Genomic DNA, 13,622 nt, shown 5'->3' with positions numbered 1-13,622 from the left:
CGGATCAGACGCGCGCGGCGTCCATCAGGCGGCGCATTTCCGCGATCGCCGGGCCCAGGCCGCGGAACACCGACTCCCCGATCAGGAAATGCCCGATATTGAGCTCCACCACCTCGGGGAAGGCCGCAACCGGGGCAACCGTATCATAGGCCAAACCGTGCCCGGCATGCACCTCCAGCCCCAAGGAGTGCGCATAGGCTGACATCTCACGCAGCATCGCAAGCTCACTGTCACGCTCTTCGAACCGGCCTTCGGCATGGGCATCGCAATAGGCGCCGGTGTGCAATTCGATCACCTGTGCACCGATCCGCTCGGCCGCCGCGATCTGGCGTTCATCGGCACCGATGAAGATCGACACCCGGCAGCCCGCCTCGCGCAGCGGCGCGATGAAACCCGCCAGCTTATTCTCCTCGCGCGCGACCTCTAGCCCGCCTTCGGTGGTGCGTTCCTCGCGTTTTTCGGGAACGATGCACACCGCATGAGGCTTGTGACGCAGCGCGATTTTCTGCATTTCGGGGGTTGCGGCCATCTCGAAGTTGAGCGGCACCCGCAACTGTTCCATGAGGCGGTCGATGTCGCTGTCGATGATGTGCCGGCGATCTTCACGCAGATGCGCGGTAATGCCGTCGGCGCCGGCTTCTTCGGCAAGACGTGCGGCGCGCACCGGATCGGGATAGGATCCGCCACGCGCGTTTCGCAGGGTCGCCACGTGGTCGATGTTCACTCCGAGCCGCAAGCGGCCTACAAACTCAGTCATTCTCGCCTCCGTTATTGAAGCTGAACCTAGTCTGCCGCCTGCCCGTCGTCAGCCTGTTTCTTCTTTTTCTTCAAAGCCGCGATCTTGGCCTTGAGCACCCCTTTGCGGCGGTTCTGGTAGGCCCGGATCAGGGGCACGGAAAGATAGTAGCACACCAGCCCCGTGAGGATGCCCGGCAGGATGCCCCCGACCAGCCACGGAAAGAACACCTCGTGATAGAAGATCGTCAGACCGCTCCATTCCGGGTCGCTGCCGGTGAAGATCGCCGCGAAATTGCGCCACAGGTCTTCGCCCGCCTTGGCGAACTTGTAGCCGATGCTGCCATGTTCATGCGCGATCTCGCCGAGGCCGAGCAGCCAATAGCCGGTCTGAAGCGAGGCGACGCTGATCGGCACATAGGTAAGCGGATTGCCGAAGAAGGTCGACAGGAGCGCGGCCAGGATGTTGCCCCGCATCACCCACGCCAAAATCGCGGCGGTAACGAAGTGCAGACCGTAAAACGGCGTGAAGGTTGTGAGAACGCCGGCAAAGATGCCGCGCGCGATCCGTTCGGGCGGGTCCGGCAGACGATTGAGCCGATGCTGGACATAGCGGGCCGCGCGTGTCCAGCCACCGCGCGGCCAGAGCGCCTCGCGGAGGGTGATCAAGATAGATCGCCTGTCCCGCCGTTTGAATACCAACTCGCGCCCCTTCGATCTTCCTATTCGGCCGCAGCCGCTTGCATCGACAATGCGGGATCCCGTCTTCTGACGACAGACGCTACATCACTCTCCGCTTGCAACGCCGACATGACGGAATGCAGGTGATTGGCATCCGTCAGGTCGATATCTACGAGCAGCTTGTAAAAATCCGGTTTGCGATCCACGAAACTCAGGTCCGAGATATTGGCCTTGCGTTCCCCGATCAATGTGCAAATCCGCCCCAGGACACCAGCATCGTTTCCGATCGTCAGTTCCATGGAAACGCTATAGACCGGCGGATGGTTTCCGTCCGCCCAGTGCAGATCAAGCCAGCGCCCCGGCTGGTCTTCGAAACTGGCCAGCGCGCCACAGTCGATGGTGTGCACGGTGACTCCCTTGCCACGCTCGACGATGCCGACGATTCGCTCTCCGGGAAGAGGCTGGCAACAGGGCGCCCGGTCAAAGGCTTGCCCCTTGGCCAGGCCGATCACCGCGCGCTGGGTCTCGACGAATTCCATCGGTTTCGGCGCAAGGTCGGGATAGACCGCCGCGACAACGTCGCGGGCCGAGATCTCGGCGCTTCCCAGCCGCGCCAGCAATTCCTGGGCGTCCTGGATGCGCATGTTGCGCGCGGCCATTTCGAGCGCCTTGTCGCTGGCCTTCTTGCCGACATTCTCGAAGGCGGATCTCGCCAGTTCGCGTCCCAATTGCGCGAACCGTTCGCGCCCGGCTTCGCGCAGCGCGCGGCGGATGGCGGATTTCGCCTTGCCGGTGGTCGCGATATCCAGCCATGTCGCTTGCGGGCTCTGTCCCTCGGCGGTGACGATATCGACGGATTGTCCGTTCTTCAACCGCGTCCAGAGCGGCACCCGGATGCCATCGACCTTGGCACCGACACAGCCCGACCCGATACGCGTGTGGATCGCATAGGCGAAATCCAGCGGCGTCGCGCCACGGGGCAGTTTGACCACGTCGCCCTTGGGTGTGAAGCAGAACACCTTGTCGGGATACATCTCGAGCTTGACCGCTTCGAGAAAGTCCTCGTGATCGTCTTCGCCGACGAACTGTTCGGTCAGCGACGCCACCCATCTGGCCGGATCGACCGCAAAGGGGTTCTCGCTGCGCACGCCGTCCCGGTAGGACCAATGCGCGGCGACACCGGTTTCGGCCACGTCGTGCATCTGGCGGGTGCGGATCTGGACTTCGACACGCTTGCCGTCGCGGCCCGAGACCGTGGTATGGATCGACCGGTAGCCGTTCGACTTGGGTTCGCTGATGTAATCCTTGAACCGGCCCGGAATGGCGCGCCAGCGCTGGTGGATCACGCCAAGCGTGGCGTAGCAATCCGCCTTGGAGCGGGTGATGATGCGAAAGCCGTAAATGTCCGACAACCGAGAAAACCCGATCTCCTTCTCCTGCATCTTGCGCCAGATCGAATAGGGTTTCTTTGCCCGGCCAAACACCTCGGCGTCGATCCCCGCCTGTTCCAGTTCGGTCCGCATGTCGCCGGTGATCCGGTGGATCACGTCGCCGGTTTCCTTTTGCAGGGTGATGAAGCGACGGATGATGCTCGCCCGGCCCTCGGGATTGAGAACGCGGAACGCCAGGTCTTCCAGTTCCTCGCGCATCCACTGCATCCCCATGCGCCCGGCCAGCGGCGCGAAGATATCCATCGTTTCGCGGGCCTTCTGGACCTGCTTTTCGGGCTTCATCGCCTTGATCGTGCGCATGTTGTGCAGACGGTCGGCCAGCTTGACCAGAATGACACGCAGGTCCTTGGACATGGCCATGAACAGCTTGCGGAAGTTTTCCGCCTGCTTGGTTTCCGAACTGGACAGCTGGAGATTGGTCAGCTTGGTGACCCCGTCCACCAGCATGGCAACTTCGTCGCCGAACCGGGCTGCCACTTCGGAATAGGTCGATTTCGTATCTTCGATCGTGTCGTGCAGGATGGCCGTGATGATGGTGGCATCATCCAGTTGCTGTTCCGTCAGGATCGCGGCAACCGCCACCGGGTGCGAGAAATACGGCTCTCCGGAATGACGGAACTGGCCCTCATGCATCTCGCGGCCATACTCGTAGGCCGCGCGGATGAGCGCTTCATTGGTTTTCGGGTTGTAGTTGCGAACCAGCGCAACAAGGTCGTCAGCCGCGATCATCGGCGCCTCATTTTCATGCGGCCCGCATTGCGGCAGACCTTAGCCCTGCCCTTGCGCCTCCATGAGCGCGCGGAGCAGTTTTTCTTCGGACAGATCATCTTCTGCCGGCTTGTCGGGCTCTGCGCCCATGAGAAGCGCCATGGCGTCTTCTTCCGGCTCATCCACCTCGATCTGAGTCTGATTCGATTCGATCAGTCTCTCGCGAAGTTCGTCTGCCGATTGAGTTTCGTCCGCAATCTCGCGGAGCGCAACAACAGGATTCTTGTCGTTGTCGCGGTCCACCGTAATTGCGGCTCCAGCCGCCACTTCGCGCGCACGATGCGCGGCAAGCATCACCAGTTCGAACCGGTTCGGGACTTTATCGACACAATCTTCAACCGTCACGCGGGCCATGGGGAACTCCAATTCATCGGGCAGCAATCGAGAACACGTTAGATATCGGTCGCGCAGGGCGATTACAAGTCGATATCAGGTTTCAAGCACAACAATCTGCGCCAGATCCTCTGGCGCGAGTGCACTGCACATCTCTTCCACGGTCCGGTTCAGGACCGGATGCACCCACTCTGCCGCAATATCCCTCAGCGGTACAAGAACAAATGCACGATCCTGCACGCGGGGATGCGGAAGGATCAAATTATCCGGAGCAGCGGATTTCTGCGATTCGGGTGCAAGGGTCCGCCACCGGTCATGGGTTTCCAGGTCCGGCAAGACGGCGTCCCCTGCGGCAATCAAATCCAGATCCAGCGTCCGCATGCCCCAACGTTCTTTCCGCTCCCTGCCGAACCGCGCCTCGATCTCGTGCAAGGCTGCAAGAACCTCCTGCGGAGCAAGTGTGCTTCTCAGATGTGCCGCGGCGTTGACGTAGTCGGGCCCGGTTCCGGGCGGGAAGCATGGCGTTCGATAAAAGGCGCTTACGGAAACGACAGACATCATTTCGGACCTCGAAAGAAGGTCCAAAGCCGCCTTCAGGGTCTCTATCGGCGAGCCTTCGCCGGAGGGCAAATTGGCCCCTAGCGCTACGTGGTAATCGTTCATAATTCTGTCATACATGGGGGGCTGACCGGAAATTATACCTTGCGATGTTACTTCAAATCATTAAATCACGGCCCGCTGCATGACCATAAGGTGTTGGAACCAACCACTCCCGATGCCGGTTGCACAACAAGCTTTATTTGAAAGGCCCAATTCATGTTCTACAAAGACGAACGTTTGGCGCTGTTTATAGACGGCTCCAATCTTTACGCAGCGGCGAAGTCCCTTGGCTTCGACATTGACTACAAACTGTTGCGTCAGGAGTTTGTGCGTCGCGGGAAACTGCTGCGTGCCTTCTATTACACCGCGCTTCTCGAAAATGACGAGTATTCTCCGATCCGCCCGCTGGTGGATTGGCTGCATTACAACGGCTTCAACATGCGGACGAAACCGGCCAAGGAATATACCGACAGCCAGGGACGCCGCAAGGTGAAGGGCAACATGGACATCGAACTGACTGTCGATGCCATGGAACTTGCCGCACATGTTGACCATATCGTGTTGTTCTCGGGCGACGGAGACTTCCGCCCGCTGGTCGAGAGCCTTCAGCGCATGGGCGTGCGTGTTTCGGTCGTCTCGACGATCCGAAGCCAGCCTCCGATGATCGCCGACGAACTGCGCCGCCAGGCCGACAACTTCATCGAACTCGATGAACTGCGCGATGTCATCGGGCGGCCGCCACGCGAACAGACGCAGGAGCGTCAGCCAGCGACGGCGGAACAGGACTGAAGGTGATCCGCGTCCCGAGGGCTCATGTGGACTGACCTCGTCTCGCTTGGCGGTCTGTTCATCGTGGCGTTCGGGGCGGCCACCATCCTTCCCTTTCAGTCCGAAATCGTCTTCGTCGCGCTGCAAGTGCGCGGAGACATTCCCATCTCATGGATCGTCATCGTCGCGAGCATCGGGAACATTCTCGGCTCGGGCCTGAATTACGTGATGGGCCGGGTGCTCGAACGCTACAAGGACCGGCGCTGGTTTCCCACCTCCGAGGCCCAGCTCGAGCGCGCCCGGGCCTGGTACCAGAAATGGGGCGTCTGGACCTTGCTGTTCAGTTGGGCCCCGCTGGGCGACGCGCTCACCATCGTGGCCGGTGTCATGCGCACCAATGTGTGGCTGTTCTTCCTGCTCGTGAGCATCGCCAAGACCATACGCTATATCGTCGTGGCCCTGATCACTGCGGCGGCGTTCTGACCTCGGCACCCGTTGCGGCCAGGGGCATGTCACGCGCTGCCCGTGTGATGCCCCACGCCATGATCGCCGTCACGGCCACGAAGTAGATCGCGATTGCGACGAATTGCGTTTCGATCCCGATGCCGAAATCGATCAGCGCGCCGGTCAGACCGGGCCCGATGGCCGACCCAAGCACCATCACCGCCGTCGCCATCGACTTGATCGACCCGATATGCGCCGTGCCGTAAAATTCCGCCCAGAACGCATTCGGCAAGGTGGCATTGGCGCCCGAGGTCATCCCGAGGAACACAAAGCCAAGCGCCAGCCCGATCGGGCTCTGCGTGGCGGCGAAGATCAGGAACGCGACCACCATCGGAAGCTGGTAGAACGGCGTCAGCCGCGCCGTGCCCAACCGGTCAAGCGCCCAGCCCGACACCACCATGGAGGCGATGCCCACGGCCGTGTAGAGCGGGAAGAAGCTGACAAAGACAAGGTGTTCCAGACCCTTCACTTCGGACACATGCACCTGGTGGAAGAAAAAGGCGGTGTTGAACGCCGACGGCCCCAGCACCGCTGGCACCATGCACCAGAACAACGGATGCCGCAGCGCCTGCAATCGCCGCCAATGCTGCCCGCGCATCCCGAAAGAGACATCGGTCTCCGCATGGGACGCGGGCGTGCGTTCCTGTGCCAGCAGGCGGTTCAGAACGGGGATCGCCAGAACACAGATCCCGGCACCAATCATCCACAGGTTCTGCCATGCGACCACCGTCATGGTCGCCACCACGGCCATCGGGACAAGGGCTTCGCCGACCGCGAATCCCAGCGCAGCAATCGACAGGGCTCGCCCCCGCGTCGCCACGAACCAGCGCGCCATCGCGATGACGGCGATATGCGAACACATCCCCTGACCGAAAAGACGCAACGCAAAGATGATCAGCGGCAGGGCCCAGACCCAGGGGTTGAACGCCATCGCAAGACAGGCTGTCGCCAACCCGATCAGCACCACAGGCGCCAGGATGCGAACCCGGAAAACATCGGTCAGGCCACCGGCCCACACCATCACGGCCGCCGACGCCATCGTGCCGACCATGTAGATCCCGCCCCAAGCGCCATGGCTCAGATCAAAATCCAGGCGGACTTCGCCGGCAAAAAGCGAAATGAAATAGGTCTGCCCGAAAGACGACAGGAAGGTGAGCATGGCACCCGCCGTCAAGAAGGGCGCATTGGCGTGAAGATACTCGGTCAGACGCATGTGACCGCCATGACTCCAAGCCAAAGCACTTGCAAGTCGCAAACGCATGGCTCGGCGGAAACGAAGCCTTTGGCCGGCTCGACGCTACGGCAGGACGCGGGCGTTGATCTCGTTGTGGATCTCCTGGATCTCGGCGGGCCAGGTGCTCTTGATGTATCCCAGAACGCTGGCGATCTCGTCATCGGTCAGCACGTCGCCAAATCCGATCATGTTCGACCGGTAGGTGCCGCCGACGATGGCCTCGGTGCCCTCGCGCACGATCCGCATGAGAAGCGCGTTGTCATGATGCCAGGTGTGCCCTGTCTCGTCATGGGGTGGCGCGGGAAGAAACCCGGCGGCATCGCGATCCTGCCAGTTCGGTTCGCCTTCAAGATCGGCACCATGACAGCTTGCACAATGGGTGTCGTAAAGGGCCGCCCCTTCCGCCACGCGCGTGGCATCGGCAAAGGGCAGCTTCGGCCGCGCCTCGTCCTGCGTCCAGCCCGGCAGAACCAAGGCTGCACCGGCCAGGCCCGCACCGAATGCCACACTGACCATAATCGTCTTTCTCAAGTCCCGTCCTCCATCGTGGTCCCGCGTACACAACGGCTTCCTGCGCGGGAAGGTCAATTCACGCCTGAGTGAAAGCAGCATTGCACTGGAAACACGTGCCTCTAGGCTTTAGGTCTGGGGCATGACGGAGATCGACATGACCAGACCGCCCCTGACACTCTACCTCGCCGCACCGCGCGGTTTCTGCGCCGGCGTGGACCGCGCGATCAAGATCGTCGAGATGGCGCTTCAGAAATGGGGCGCGCCGGTCTATGTGCGCCACGAGATCGTCCACAATAAATACGTGGTCGACAGCCTGCGCGACAAGGGTGCGGTGTTCGTCGAGGAACTGCACGAATGCCCTGATGACCGCCCGGTGATCTTTTCCGCGCATGGCGTGCCCAAGGCGGTCCCCGCAGAGGCCGCCAAGCGCGAGATGATCTATGTCGACGCGACATGCCCCTTGGTCAGCAAGGTGCATATCGAGGCGGCGCGGCACCACGAGAACGGTCTCCAGATGATCATGATCGGCCACGAGGGCCATCCCGAAACCATCGGCACGATGGGGCAATTGCCCGAGGGTGAGGTGCTGTTGGTCGAAACGGTCGCGGATGTGGCCAAGGTGGATGTGCGCGATCCCGATAAGCTGGCGTTTGTGACGCAGACCACGCTCAGCGTGGATGACACGATCGACATCGTCGCGGCCCTTCAGGCGCGGTTCCCCAAGATCGTCGGCCCGCACAAGGAAGACATCTGCTACGCCACCACGAACCGTCAGGAGGCGGTCAAGGTCATGGCGCCGAAATGCGACGCGCTGCTGGTCGTCGGCGCGCCGAACTCGTCGAACTCGCGGCGTCTGGTCGAAGTGGGCAGCAAGGCGGGCTGTGCCTATTCCCAGCTTGTCCAGCGCGCCCCCGATATCGACTGGCGTGCACTGGAAGGGATCGCCAGCATTGGGATCACGGCTGGTGCGAGCGCGCCCGAAGAGCTGATCAACGAAGTGATCGACGCCTTCCGGGATCGCTACGAGGTGACGGTCGAGACGGTCGAAACGGCGGTCGAGAACGTTGAGTTCAAGGTGCCGCGCGTCTTGCGGGTTCCGGCCTGAGAGGACGCAAGCTGCGTGCGAGCACGCAGCCTACGGGAAACACCACGGCGTAGGGTGCGTGTCCCCACGCACCGCTCACCTTGTCACTTTTTCCCGCCCGGCTTGCCGCCAAACTTGCCCGTCGGTTTTCCCGCAGGCTTTGCCCCCGGTTTCCCACCGAACTTGCCACCCGGTTTGCCCGCACCCGCACGCGGTTTGCGCATGCTTTGCGATGGATCACCGGCATTGGCGCGCGCGATGTTCTTCTTGCTGTTGGGCTTGCCTTCGGGCGGAGTCGGGCCCTTTGGTTTCCCCTTGTAGGGCTGCGCCTGGAATTCGCTTTCCGCACGACGCGGCGGACGGTCACCGCCCGGCTTGTCGCCATAGGGTTTGCGGTCGCGCGACGGGCCGTCGGATTTGCCTTGGTAAGGTTTGCGCTCACGCGCTGGTCCATCCGACTTTCCATACGGCTTGCCCGCCGGTTTCGACTCTTTGCGATCCGCCGGTTTCGGCTTGCGGACGCGCGGTGCCGGTGCATCGTTCCAGTCGATCGGGGCTGCCGATTTCGGCGCGGGTCTGGGCTTTGCCGAAGCGTCGGCTTGTGCAGCCGAAGACGGTTCCGATCTGGGCCGGTCCTCGTAAGCCTTGCGCTCGGGTTTCGGGCTGTCGCCATATGGCTTGCGCTCGGGTTTCGGTCCACGATTGGCGGCAGGCCGCGCGCCGCGATCAAAGTCGGGCGCCTTGTCGAGCCGGGTCAGGGTCACGCCCTTTTCCAGTTCCATCTCGGGTCCCACGGCATTCAGGAACCGCGCGACCGACGCCTCCTTGATCTGCACCAAGGAATGATCCTGCTGGATGCGGATCGCGCCGATATCGTCCTTGCTCAGATTGCCTGCGCCACAGACCATCGGCAGGATGCGCCGCGGCTCGGCATCTGCCGCACGACCACCGGACACCGCGAACCAGACGCTGGGGCCGAACTCCTCGCGCTTTTCGGGCTTGGCACCCGGATCCGACAATTCCTCGGGCGCGGTGTGCTGTTCGCGGAAGAGGCGCAGATAGGCCGCGGCGATCTGCTCGGCCGTCTTTTCGGCCACCAGCCGGGCCACAACCGATTCCTCGGACTCACCAACCGGTGTCTCCCATGCGGGATCGGCAAACATGCGGTCTTCGTCGCGCTCCAGCACTTCGTCGGCCGACGGCGCAGACCCCCATTCGGATTTCAGCTTGGCCATGCCCAGGATACGCTCGGCCTTCTTGCGCACTTTCGGTGTCACGATCAGCGCGGACACTCCCTTGCGCCCGGCGCGGCCTGTCCGGCCCGAGCGGTGCAGCAGTGTTTCGTGGTTCGACGGCAATTCGGCATGCACCACCAGATCGAGATTCGGCAGGTCGATGCCGCGTGCGGCCACATCCGTCGCAACGCAGACCTGCGCGCGACCATCACGCATCGCTTGCAGCGCGTGGGTGCGTTCGGTCTGGGACAGTTCACCCGACAGGGCGACAACCTGAAACCCGCGATTCGACAAGCGGGTCGTCAGGCGGTTGACCATCGCACGGGTGTTGGCAAAGACGATGGCGTTCGGTGCCTCGTAATACCGCAGCGTGTTGATCACCGCGTTGTCGGTGTCCCGGTCGTTCACCATCATGGCGCGATACGCGATATCGGCGTGCTGGCTGGTCTCGGATTTCGTGACGACACGGATCGCGTCGCGCTGATAGCTTTTCGCCAACTTGGCGATCTGCGGCGGCACGGTAGCCGAGAAGAGCAGCGTCTGACGGTCTTCGGGCGCTTCGCCGAGGATGAACTCGAGGTCCTCGCGGAAACCCAGGTCCAGCATTTCGTCGGCTTCGTCCAGCACCACGGCACGGCACTGTGACAGGTCGATGGAGTTGCGCATGATGTGGTCGCGCAGACGGCCCGGCGTGGCGACAACGATATGCGCCCCCCGCTCCAGCGCGCGGCGTTCGTCGCGCATGTCCATGCCACCCACGGTCGAGGCCATCACGACACCCGCCTGCGCGTAAAGCCATGCCAACTCGCGTTTCACCTGCATCGCCAGTTCCCGCGTCGGCGCGATCACCAAGGCCAGCGGCGCGCCAGCGGGACCGAAGGTTTCGTCCTCGAGGATCGTCGGCGCAATGGCAAGGCCGAAGCCCAGCGTCTTGCCCGAGCCGGTCTGGGCCGAGACCAGAAGGTCGGCCCCGACATAACCGGGATTGAGAACTGCCTCCTGAACCGGGGTCAGCGTATCGTATCCACGGGCATCGAGGGCATCTTGCAGGGCTTTTTTCACGAGTGTCGTCTTCTTTGTATCAGCGGCCCGTCAGCGGGCCAAAGCGCGCGTCTAGATCATTGCCATGCAAATGTATAGCGTCATCGGCGCAGATCCACCGAGGACCCGCCATGCATCGCTCGCAATCCTGCACCGACCCGATTTTTGCCGTCCTGCGGCGTCTCGGTCAGACGGTTGGCGCTGGCACGCGCTTGGGCTATGTGGCGACCGAGCAACCGAAAACGGACAAGCCATGACGCAAATCCCCCGCTCTGCCCTGTTCCTGGGCCTTGCCGGCGTGATCCCCTTTGCCTGGGGTGCGCTGACCCTGCTGTCGGATGCGGCGGCGCAATGGGGGATCGACACGCTCGGCCCCCGGTTCATCGGTCCCTATGTGCAGCTGTCCTACGGCATGGTGATTCTCAGCTTCATGTCCGGCGTGCTGTGGGGCTTTGCCACCAAGGCGCAGGGCGGGCAGGCGGCCACCGGTTATGCCCTGTCGGTGATCCCGGCGCTCTGGGCGTTTTTCATGACCGGCGGCGGCCCGGTGTCGGCGGGCATGAACCTGATCTTCGGGTTCCTCGGTCTGCTGGTGCTGGATTTCGCCTTCTGGACCTGGGGTCTGGCCCCCCGATGGTGGATGCACCTGCGGGTTCTGCTGTCCGCCCTGGTCATCCTCTGCCTGTCCGTCGGTGTGTTCCTGTGACCGACCGCAAGACCATCGCCGTCTACGATGCCCGCGCAGGCGATTACGCCAGGCTTGATCCATCCGACACGCCCAGCGCCACGCTTGCCGCGTTCCTTGCTGCCTTGCCGCAGGGCGCACGGGTGCTCGATCTCGGCTGTGGCCCCGGCACGTCGGCCCGACACATGGTGCTGGCAGGATGCAAGGTCGACGCACTCGACGCCTCGGCCGCGATGATCGAACTGGCCGCTGCCATCGACGGCATCACCGCGCGGCAGGCCAGTTTCCACGACATCAGCGGCACCGCGATCTATGAGGGCGTCTGGGCCAATTTCAGCCTGCTGCACGCGCCCCGTGCAGATCTGCCGCATCATTTATCGGCGATACACACAGCGCTGAAACCCGGCGGCCTGTTTCATGTCGCGGTCAAGGAAGGCACCGGCGAGGGGCGCGACAGCCTCAATCGCCATTATACCTACTACACCGAAGCAGAGCTGACGGGCCTGCTGCAAAAAGCCGGTTTTACCGTCGGCCCCTATCGACGCGGGCGCGACAAGGGGCTAAGCGGCACCGAGGAAAACTGGATATCCGTGACCGCCCATGCCTGAACTTTACGCCTATACCGACGGAGCCTGTTCCGGAAACCCCGGACCCGGAGGCTGGGGTGTGCTGATGCAGGCAAAGGACGGCGATACAATCGTCAAGGAACGCACCCTGTCGGGTGGCGAGGCGAACACCACCAACAACCGCATGGAATTGCTTGCGGCGATCCACGCGCTGGAAACGCTGGCGCGGCCGTCCTCGCTGACCATCATCACCGACAGCGCCTACGTGAAGAACGGCGTGACCGGCTGGATCCACGGCTGGAAACGCAACGGCTGGAAGACGGCCAACAAGAAACCGGTCAAGAACGTCGAACTGTGGCAGCGTCTGGACGAAGCGCAGAAACGCCATGACGTGACCTGGGAATGGGTCAAGGGCCATGCGGGCCATCCCGAAAACGAACGCGCCGACGAACTGGCGCGCGAAGGCATGAAGCCGTTCAAGAAAGGCGCTGCGTGACGCTGATCGCGCTGCTTGACCACGCGGCGGTGCTCGTCTTTGCCCTGACCGGGGCCCTGGTCGCCAGCCGCGCGCAGTTGGACATCATCGGCTTTGCCTTCCTTGCGATCCTCACCGGGGTCGGCGGCGGGACGATCCGCGATGTCCTGCTGGACCGCAACCCGGTGTTCTGGATGGCCGACCCGACCTATCTGGGCGTCGCCGTTGTGGCCGCCCTGCTCGTGTTCTTCACCGCCCACCTGTTCGAAAGCCGCTACACCGCGATCCTCTGGCTTGATGCTGCCGCTCTGTCCTTCGCCGTGGCTGCCGGGGCCAATATTGCCGCCGCTCTGGGGCAGAGTGCGGCCATCGTGATCGTCATGGGGGCCGTGACCGGCTGCATGGGCGGGCTGATGCGCGACGTGGTGGCCAACGAAGTGCCGCTGGTGCTCAAGCAGGGCGAACTTTACGTGACCTGTGCCGTGGCTGGTGCAGCGGTGATCGCGTTTGCTCCCCTGCTTGGCGTCAGTCAGACGCCAACAGTTCTGCTTGCCGCCGCGATCACCTTCGGGTTGCGCGCAGGCTCCATCGCCTTTGGTTGGAGCCTGCCCGTCTACAAGTCCCGCCCGCCGCGCAACTGACCTTATTGCAGGTCGCTGAACGCCTCTTGCAGACGTTTGGCGGCTTCCTCGACGCGGTAACGCTGCGTGGCGAGATTGAAGCGCAGGAAGGTCTCGCCACCGGGGCCGAATTCCGGGCCGGGGCTGGGAGCGATGCGCGCCTCCTTGCGCACACGGCGGCTGATCTCTTCGAAATCCATGCCGGTGCCCGAAAAATCGACCCAGGCCAGATAGGTCGAAGCCAGCGGCAAAGACTGCACGCCGGGGATCGCGTTGACTGCCTCATCGAAAATCTTCCGGTTCTCGATCAGGTGTTCGATCTGGGCATC

The 13,622-nt window shown here is 62.7% G+C and carries 15 protein-coding genes and 1 pseudogene; 7 read left to right on the top strand and 9 right to left on the bottom strand.

Going from position 1 to position 13,622, the window contains the following annotated elements:
- Nucleotides 1-4: 4 nt before the first annotated feature.
- The 5 genes from LCF60_RS01225 to folK form a co-directional block, all read right to left on the bottom strand.
- The gene (locus LCF60_RS01225) at nt 5-757 is read right to left on the bottom strand and encodes a pyridoxine 5'-phosphate synthase (RefSeq protein ID WP_292289191.1); all 753 of its coding nucleotides are present in this window, start codon (nt 755-757) and stop codon (nt 5-7) included.
- A gap of 26 nt (nt 758-783) precedes the next feature.
- A complete protein-coding gene (locus LCF60_RS01220) occupies nt 784-1,437 on the bottom strand; it encodes a DUF2062 domain-containing protein (protein WP_292289190.1) in 654 nt (217 codons plus the stop codon).
- 20 nt (nt 1,438-1,457) lie between these two features.
- Nucleotides 1,458-3,596 (bottom strand): bifunctional (p)ppGpp synthetase/guanosine-3',5'-bis(diphosphate) 3'-pyrophosphohydrolase, encoded by a 2,139-nt coding sequence (locus tag LCF60_RS01215; RefSeq protein WP_292289189.1) that lies wholly within the window; start codon nt 3,594-3,596, stop codon nt 1,458-1,460.
- 39 nt (nt 3,597-3,635) lie between these two features.
- A complete protein-coding gene (gene rpoZ / locus LCF60_RS01210; RefSeq protein ID WP_292289188.1) occupies nt 3,636-3,989 on the bottom strand; it encodes a DNA-directed RNA polymerase subunit omega in 354 nt (117 codons plus the stop codon).
- Between the two features lie 75 nt (nt 3,990-4,064).
- Entirely contained in the window at nt 4,065-4,631 is a 567-nt protein-coding gene (gene folK / locus LCF60_RS01205) for a 2-amino-4-hydroxy-6-hydroxymethyldihydropteridine diphosphokinase (RefSeq protein ID WP_292289187.1), read from the bottom strand.
- A 153-nt stretch (nt 4,632-4,784) separates the two neighbouring features.
- Here folK and LCF60_RS01200 point away from each other — a divergent pair, with 153 nt between their 5' ends.
- Together LCF60_RS01200 and LCF60_RS01195 are read left to right on the top strand one after the other, a co-directional pair.
- A complete protein-coding gene (locus tag LCF60_RS01200) occupies nt 4,785-5,357 on the top strand; it encodes an NYN domain-containing protein (protein WP_292289186.1) in 573 nt (190 codons plus the stop codon).
- Between the two features lie 24 nt (nt 5,358-5,381).
- Complete coding sequence (locus LCF60_RS01195; RefSeq protein WP_292289185.1) at nt 5,382-5,819, top strand: YqaA family protein; 438 nt, start codon at nt 5,382-5,384, stop codon at nt 5,817-5,819.
- On the opposite strand, the gene LCF60_RS01190 is transcribed toward LCF60_RS01195, so the two are convergent.
- Both LCF60_RS01190 and LCF60_RS01185 read right to left on the bottom strand, forming a co-directional pair.
- Nucleotides 5,800-7,053: an MFS transporter gene (locus LCF60_RS01190; protein WP_292289184.1), complete on the bottom strand. Its 1,254-nt coding sequence runs from the start codon at nt 7,051-7,053 to the stop codon at nt 5,800-5,802. The genes LCF60_RS01195 and LCF60_RS01190 overlap by 20 nt on opposite strands.
- Nucleotides 7,054-7,137: 84 nt before the next feature.
- Nucleotides 7,138-7,605, bottom strand: coding sequence for a cytochrome c (locus LCF60_RS01185; protein WP_292289183.1), 468 nt, complete (start codon nt 7,603-7,605; stop codon nt 7,138-7,140).
- Between the two features lie 136 nt (nt 7,606-7,741).
- Here LCF60_RS01185 and ispH point away from each other — a divergent pair, with 136 nt between their 5' ends.
- Nucleotides 7,742-8,692 (top strand): 4-hydroxy-3-methylbut-2-enyl diphosphate reductase, encoded by a 951-nt coding sequence (ispH, locus tag LCF60_RS01180; RefSeq protein ID WP_292289182.1) that lies wholly within the window; start codon nt 7,742-7,744, stop codon nt 8,690-8,692.
- Nucleotides 8,693-8,775: 83 nt separating this feature from the next.
- Here ispH and LCF60_RS01175 read toward each other — a convergent pair whose 3' ends face one another.
- Nucleotides 8,776-10,968, bottom strand: coding sequence for a DEAD/DEAH box helicase (locus LCF60_RS01175; RefSeq protein ID WP_292289181.1), 2,193 nt, complete (start codon nt 10,966-10,968; stop codon nt 8,776-8,778).
- Between the two features lie 232 nt (nt 10,969-11,200).
- Here LCF60_RS01175 and LCF60_RS01170 point away from each other — a divergent pair, with 232 nt between their 5' ends.
- From LCF60_RS01170 to LCF60_RS01155, 4 genes are read left to right on the top strand one after another with little or no spacing between them, the layout of a single operon-like run.
- Nucleotides 11,201-11,653 (top strand): DUF3429 domain-containing protein, encoded by a 453-nt coding sequence (locus tag LCF60_RS01170; RefSeq protein WP_292289180.1) that lies wholly within the window; start codon nt 11,201-11,203, stop codon nt 11,651-11,653.
- The gene (locus LCF60_RS01165) at nt 11,650-12,240 is read left to right on the top strand and encodes a class I SAM-dependent methyltransferase (RefSeq protein WP_292289179.1); all 591 of its coding nucleotides are present in this window, start codon (nt 11,650-11,652) and stop codon (nt 12,238-12,240) included. Before LCF60_RS01170 ends, LCF60_RS01165 begins: the two co-directional genes overlap by 4 nt.
- Nucleotides 12,233-12,694, top strand: a complete 462-nt coding sequence (gene rnhA, locus LCF60_RS01160; RefSeq protein ID WP_292289178.1) for a ribonuclease HI — start codon at nt 12,233-12,235, stop codon at nt 12,692-12,694. Before LCF60_RS01165 ends, rnhA begins: the two co-directional genes overlap by 8 nt.
- On the top strand, nt 12,691-13,314 hold the full coding sequence (locus tag LCF60_RS01155; protein ID WP_292289177.1) for a trimeric intracellular cation channel family protein: 624 nt from the start codon (nt 12,691-12,693) through the stop codon (nt 13,312-13,314). The genes rnhA and LCF60_RS01155 overlap by 4 nt, the downstream gene beginning before the upstream one ends.
- Nucleotides 13,315-13,316: 2 nt before the next feature.
- Here the strand turns inward: LCF60_RS01155 and LCF60_RS01150 are convergent.
- A pseudogene (locus LCF60_RS01150) lies at nt 13,317-13,622 on the bottom strand (aminotransferase); the annotation flags it as partial.

This window comes from Marivita sp. (assembly GCF_020055635.1).
GTDB lineage: Bacteria > Pseudomonadota > Alphaproteobacteria > Rhodobacterales > Rhodobacteraceae > Marivita.
Note: the sequence above shows the minus strand (reverse complement) of the source record. Positions and strands in the feature narration are given on the sequence as shown.

Excerpts from the sequence above, each read along its gene's own strand:
- LCF60_RS01225 (WP_292289191.1), bottom strand. The coding sequence starts at position 757 with ATGACTGAGTTTGTAGGCCGCTTGCGGCTCGGAGTGAACATCGACCAC.
- LCF60_RS01215 (WP_292289189.1), bottom strand. The coding sequence starts at position 3,596 with ATGATCGCGGCTGACGACCTTGTTGCGCTGGTTCGCAACTACAACCCG.
- rpoZ (WP_292289188.1), bottom strand. The coding sequence starts at position 3,989 with ATGGCCCGCGTGACGGTTGAAGATTGTGTCGATAAAGTCCCGAACCGG.
- folK (WP_292289187.1), bottom strand. The coding sequence starts at position 4,631 with ATGAACGATTACCACGTAGCGCTAGGGGCCAATTTGCCCTCCGGCGAA.
- LCF60_RS01200 (WP_292289186.1), top strand. The coding sequence starts at position 4,785 with ATGTTCTACAAAGACGAACGTTTGGCGCTGTTTATAGACGGCTCCAAT.
- LCF60_RS01195 (WP_292289185.1), top strand. The coding sequence starts at position 5,382 with ATGTGGACTGACCTCGTCTCGCTTGGCGGTCTGTTCATCGTGGCGTTC.
- LCF60_RS01190 (WP_292289184.1), bottom strand. The coding sequence starts at position 7,053 with ATGCGTCTGACCGAGTATCTTCACGCCAATGCGCCCTTCTTGACGGCG.
- ispH (WP_292289182.1), top strand. The coding sequence starts at position 7,742 with ATGACCAGACCGCCCCTGACACTCTACCTCGCCGCACCGCGCGGTTTC.
- LCF60_RS01170 (WP_292289180.1), top strand. The coding sequence starts at position 11,201 with ATGACGCAAATCCCCCGCTCTGCCCTGTTCCTGGGCCTTGCCGGCGTG.
- rnhA (WP_292289178.1), top strand. The coding sequence starts at position 12,233 with ATGCCTGAACTTTACGCCTATACCGACGGAGCCTGTTCCGGAAACCCC.